The sequence below is a fragment of the Immundisolibacter sp. genome (assembly GCF_041601295.1).
GTDB lineage: Bacteria > Pseudomonadota > Gammaproteobacteria > Immundisolibacterales > Immundisolibacteraceae > Immundisolibacter.
In genome coordinates, this window is record NZ_JBFIII010000152.1 from 1 (window position 1) to 4,408 (window position 4,408).

Annotated in this window: 3 protein-coding genes and 1 pseudogene; 3 read left to right on the plus strand and 1 reads right to left on the minus strand. The window is 61.4% G+C overall.

The annotated features are described in order from the left end of the window. The 3 genes and pseudogenes from ABZF37_RS13690 to ABZF37_RS13700 all read left to right on the plus strand — a co-directional run. Window positions 1-1,358: aldehyde dehydrogenase family protein (locus tag ABZF37_RS13690; RefSeq protein ID WP_372720861.1), on the plus strand; the 1,358-nt coding region annotated here is incomplete at its 5' end. Window positions 1,359-1,464: 106 nt separating this feature from the next. Then, window positions 1,465-2,028 (plus strand): cytochrome b, encoded by a 564-nt coding sequence (locus ABZF37_RS13695; protein ID WP_372720863.1) that lies wholly within the window; start codon window positions 1,465-1,467, stop codon window positions 2,026-2,028. 75 nt (window positions 2,029-2,103) lie between these two features. Then, a pseudogene (locus ABZF37_RS13700) lies at window positions 2,104-2,882 on the plus strand (IS1595 family transposase); the annotation flags it as partial. Window positions 2,883-3,310: 428 nt separating this feature from the next. Here ABZF37_RS13700 and ABZF37_RS13705 read toward each other — a convergent pair. Further along, window positions 3,311-4,408, minus strand: a 1,098-nt coding sequence (locus ABZF37_RS13705; RefSeq protein ID WP_372720865.1) for an NAD-dependent succinate-semialdehyde dehydrogenase, incomplete at its 5' end; no start/stop codon positions are given.

Here is a 4,408-nt window from a genome sequence, read left to right on the forward strand (position 1 = left end):
ACGGCAGCTCCGCACAAGGCACGGCTGAGGACGTGGACCGCGCAGTCGCGGCCGCGCATCGCCAACTTGAGGGTGGCGCCTGGAGCCAGCTTGACGGCGCCCAGCGCGGTCAATTGCTATCGAAACTCGCTGACCTGGTTGAACGCGACACCGAATTGCTGGCCGATATGGATGCCAACGCCATCGGTCGCTCACCCATCGAACCGCGCCGGATGGACTTGCCCAACGCGATCGCCAACCTGCGTGCCGCCGCCGGCTGGGCCAACCAGCTCGAGGGGCGCACCATTCCCACCGGCGGCTATTTCGGCACCAGGACTCTCTCGTACACGGTACGCGAGCCAGTGGGCGTGGTCGGCGCCATTGTTCCCTGGAATTCGCCGTTGATGATCACCGTCTGGAAGCTCGCCGCTTTGCTGGCGGCAGGCTGCACCGTGGTCATCAAACCTTCGGAAGAGACGCCGCAGTCTGCCCTGCACCTGGCGGTGCTGGCTCAGGAAGCGGGCTTCCCTGACGGCGTGATCAACGTGGTCACCGGCTACGGCAACGAGGTGGGTCGCGCCTTGTGCGAACACCCGCTCGTTGCCAAGATCAGCTTCACCGGCAGCCCCGAGGCCGGACGCGAAATCCAGCGCACCGCCGGTGTGCTGTTCAAGCGCGTGGCATTGGAGCTGGGCGGCAAGAGCCCACAGATTGTCTTCGACGATGCCTCTTTCGAAGACGCGCTGCGCGGGTGTGCGCTCGGCCTGTTCGCCAACCAGGGCCAGGTCTGTGCAGCCGGCTCGCGCATCCTGGTCCACCGCAGCATCGCAGACCGCTTCGGCGCAGCACTTGCCGATGCCGCGCAGGCAGTCAACGTGGGCGACCCTCGCCAGCCCGGTATACAGATGGGACCGGTGGCCAAGAAAGCGCAATTCGATCGCGTTAACCGCTACATCCAACTGGGTATCGACCAAGGCGCCTCGCTGCTGGCCGGCGGTGTATCGACGCCTGAACGGGGCTGGTTTGTCCGGCCGACAATCTTCACCAACGCCAACAACACCATGGCGATTGCCCAAGACGAAATCTTCGGGCCCGTCGGCACGCTGATCATGTTCGACAGCGAAGAGGAAGCTATCGCACTGGCCAACGACTCCTCCTACGGCCTGGCGGCCACGGTCTGGACGACCGACCTGGTGCGAGCGCACCGCGTAGCCGCTGCGGTGAAGGCCGGTGCCGTGGGTATCAACTGCTGGAGCCCGCTGGACGCCAACCTGCCCTGGGGTGGCGTAAAGACCAGCGGTATCGGCCGTGAAGGTGGGTTTGCCGGCGCGGTGGCCTACACCGAGGAGAAAGTCATCACCGTGCTGCTGCCTACCTGAGCACGATCCCTGTCCTGACCGGACCACCCTTCGGGCCCTGTGCCGTAGAGGGTGACCGTTCAAAAAAGCATTTTTGATGCCGTTGATAATCAATGGAGCGACTACGATGAACCCGATAAATCAACAAAAAACCGATCGGTATCCGACGTCCCTGCGAATGTTGCACTGGGTACGCGCTGTGCTCATCGCAGGCCTCCTCTGGGCAGGCTGGCATATGACCGGTCTGGATGACGAAGTGGCGAGCAAGTACGAGCTCTATTACCCGTGGCACAAATGCTTTGGGCTATTGGTATTTCTGGTTGTCCTGACTCAGATCGCCCTGCGTTTTCGGACCCCCGGGCTTCCGCAGCCACTGGAAACGCTGGCGAGCCATGAACGATTCCTGTCAAGACTTACGCAGCGCGTCATGTATGCGCTCGTCGTGATCGTACCCTTGATGGGGTACTCAATGTCGAGCACCTACACGATGAGTGACGGGGTGTTCTTTTTTGGGGTCAACCTGCCGGAGCTCCTTGCGAAAAATGACGATTGGTTCGTCGTCTTCCAATGGCTGCACAAAGTGCTCGCCTACAGCCTGCTCGGACTGATTCTGTTGCATGTCGTGGGCGCTCTGAAACACCGGTTTTTCGACCGGGACCCTCGAAACGACGTCCTGCGCCGCATGCTGTGACTTGATGAGGCGTGGGCGGAAGACGTCAACGCCTTTAAAATCCTCCGGCAAAGCGAGTGGCTTGCCGAATACTGATCTTGCCCGTATTGCCAAGCTGGGCATATCCACGGCTGGGGTAAAGACGTTGGCGTGCAGCGTTATCGCTGCATGAGCTGCCGCAGGACATTCAACGCAGCGACGGGAACACCGCTGGCCCACCTCAAGCGCAGCGATGCTTGGCTGGTCTACGTACAAGCGATGGTCAATGGTCTCAGCGTACGTAAGGCTGCTCAGGAGTCTGGAGTGGATCGCACTACCTCATTCCGCTGGCGCCACCGGATGTTGGCGCTTCCAGCCAGCGAAAACGATACCGAACTTGAGAATATCGTCGAGGCTGACGAGACCTACTTCCTGGAGTCCTTCAAAGGTCAGCGCGAGCTGCCACGCCACGCCCGAGATCGTGGCGGATGCGCCAAAAAACGCGGCCTGTCTGTCGAGCAAATCCCAGTGCTGGTCGTCCAGGAACGGCAGGCACGCATTAGGCTGTTGTCCTTCCTAAGGTTGATAAACAGACGCTGGGGAGCCTGCTGCCGCAATTGCTGACCCCTGAGTCGGTGCTATGCACCGAGGGTGCTGGCGTATCTCGCGCAGTTGCCAAGGCAGAAGCAATCGCGCATGAGCCGTTGAATCTGGCGCAGGGTACGCGGGTCCGGCAACGCGTCTTGCATATCCAGCATGTGAACGCCGACGACTCGCGCTTGAAGCAGTGGATGCGCCGCTTCAATGGCGTAGCCACCCGCTATTTACCCCATTACTTGGACTGGCGGCGATTACTGGAGCGTGCCGGCAAAGATCGCAGTGCTGAGAGGTTGTGAAAAAACTCTCGCCTACTGCGACCGCCTCCAGGCGCCCGCTGCTGACGTTGCGTTACGTGAAAAGCAGGGTCATTTAGCTCACTAAACTCCCCTACTTTTCACGCAGCGCGCCTTGCCGCGAATGACTGGAGACGCTCTCGCTACGGCGCTCGATATTTTCACAACCTTTGAGGCCTGGCTCCGGCATGCCATGGGATAGCCCACGGCGAACGCGAACAGAGCCTATCTAGAACAACCGGCTGTTGTAGATTTTGCTACCAATTCATGCCGGTTCGGCCACACCCACGTTGTCGGCCAGTGACAGGTCACTGGCGCCCCCATAGGATTGGTTAGCTCAATGCTCAGCTTCCCCGAACGGGGTTGGACGTGATGGTCGAAAGCAGCGGTATCAGCTCTGATGCGGATGTTCTGCTTAATTTTCGCTCACTTCAGACGATACTCAGGCACATGTACTTTTGCTCAATGTAGTCGTCGATGCCGTAGTGCGAGCCTTCTCGGCCGAGACCGGATTGCTTGATGCCGCCGAAGGGGGCCACCTCGGTGGAGATCAGGCCCTCGTTGACGCCGACCATGCCGTATTCCAGCGCCTCGCTGACGCGCCAGGCGCGGCCGAGATTCTGCGTGTAGAGATAGGACGCCAGGCCGAATTCGGTGTCGTTGGCCATGGCGATGGCTTGGGCTTCAGTCTCGAAGCGAAAGATCGGCGCCAGCGGGCCGAAGGTCTCGTCGCGGGCCACCAGCATATCGGCGCGAACATCGCCCAGCACGGTTGGCTCGAAGAAGCTGCCGCCGAGCGCATGGGGTTTGCCGCCGCTGAGCAAGCGCGCGCCTTTGTCCAGCGCATCGGCGATGTGTTGCTGGATCTTTTCCACGGCCTTGGCATTGATCAGCGGACCCTGTTGCGCGCCATCTTCAGTGGCCGGGGCTACCTTGAGCGCTTCGACGGCAGCGACCAGGCGGCGCGTGAATTCGTCGTAGACGCCGTTCTGCACCAGAAAGCGATTGGTGCAGACGCAAGTCTGTCCGCTGTTGCGGAATTTCGAGCCGATTGCGCCTTGCACTGCGGCGTCCAGGTCGGCGTCGTCGAAGACGATGAAGGGGGCGTTGCCGCCCAGTTCCAGACTGACCTTCTTGATGCTCTCGGCGCACTGCGCCATCAGTAGCTTGCCGATGCCGGTGGAGCCGGTGAAGGACAGCTTGCGTACCTTGGGGTTGCCGGTCAGTTCGCCGCCGATGGCGCGCGAGTTGTTGCCCGGCACCACGTTGAATACTCCGGCGGGGATGCCCGCGCGCTCGCCGAGTACGGCCAATGCCAGGGCAGACAAGGGCGTTTCCGAGGCCGGCTTGAGCACTACGGTGCAACCGGCGGCCAGGGCCGGGCCGACCTTGCGGGTGATCATGGCATTGGGGAAGTTCCACGGGGTGATAGCCGCCACCACACCGATCGGTTGCTTGATCACCAGCAGACGGCGACCCTGCTTGTCGTGGGGGATGACGTCGCCGTAAACGCGCTTGGCTTCCTCGGC